The sequence below is a fragment of the Arthrobacter sp. OV608 genome (assembly GCA_900110595.1).
In the GTDB taxonomy this organism is placed as follows: domain Bacteria; phylum Actinomycetota; class Actinomycetes; order Actinomycetales; family Micrococcaceae; genus Arthrobacter.
On record FOEZ01000071.1, the window covers coordinates 1 to 1,011 of the forward strand.

Annotated in this window: 1 protein-coding gene and 1 pseudogene; both read left to right on the top strand. The window is 61.5% G+C overall.

Annotated features, from left to right (window positions below):
• Nucleotides 1–190 (top strand): annotated as a pseudogene (locus BMX78_RS23915) (transposase); the annotation flags it as partial.
• Between the two features lie 213 nt (nt 191–403).
• Entirely contained in the window at nt 404–751 is a 348-nt protein-coding gene (locus BMX78_RS22970) for a hypothetical protein (RefSeq protein ID WP_139205088.1), read from the top strand.
• Nucleotides 752–1,011: the final 260 nt, after the last annotated feature.

The following is a 1,011-nucleotide window of genomic DNA, read 5'->3' on the forward strand; positions in this document are numbered from 1 at the left end:
AGTCGACCGGCCCGCCAGCGTCGCGGGCCTGGCCCCCGTCCCGCGCGATTCCGGGCGAATCAGTGGAAACCTGCACCGGCCACGTCGCTTCAACCCGCAGGCTCCTGCGAACCTGTTACCTCGCCCCCTCTCCAGCCTCAAGGACAGCCCGGCCTCAAGAACCTATTACGACCGACAGCGCGGAGAAGGAACCTGAGCGCAGATTTTTGGCATTGGTTCCTGGTATACGGTGTGGTCGCCGCCAGTTCGAACAAGTGGAGCGGTCCAGGCCCAGCTGCTTCGCTGTCGCGCTGACGCTACCGATTTCGCGGAGCGCTGAGAAACTCCTCGATCACCGCCGGTGAATAGCGTTTCGCCGGACCGGTCTTCACTGACGGGTGTTCCGTGGCTTCCTGGCGACTGGATGGATCCTGCCGGCCCAGGTGTGCGCGGTCGCGATATTCAGCCCCACTTCCCTCGCTGCCGCCACGATGCTGCCGGTCCGATTAAACGCGGCATCGAACTGTTCCTTCTCAGCATAGGCGTACTGGCGTTGACGCCTGATCCCGGCAGTGTTCGCCCACTTCTGGCAGGTACTTCTGTTGATACCGATTTCCTTAGCCGCCGCGGCGACAGTTCCCAAGCGCGCCACGGCGGCCAGGAATTCCTGCTTTTGCGCACGGCTATGGGACTGCTGGGAACCTTCACAGCAGTCCCAGCCAAGGCACGGAGTTCTCAGTTGAAGCAGATTCTTCCTCTAAGGAAGAACTAATTGTTGATGGTGATTCCATGGGTGTTGCAACGATCGCTAGAACCCGCCTCACCGGACAGTCCTACTGGCCGCCAGCGGGCAGACATTAATAGCCCTTGAAATCAGGCTTCGCTTGCTGTCGCTTACGGCGTCTGACGAGGGCCTGAGGGGCGCACGACGTTGAGGGCGAATGTGGTGAACGCGTCCTCGACCTCGGAGCGGTCCAGGCGGCCTCCGTCACGGAACCACCGGGCGATTGAGAACAACGAGTCGCAGATGAA

Coding starts and splice junctions, on each gene's coding strand:
- BMX78_RS22970 (WP_139205088.1), top strand. CDS start 404: ATGGATCCTGCCGGCCCAGGTGTGCGCGGTCGCGATATTCAGCCCCAC.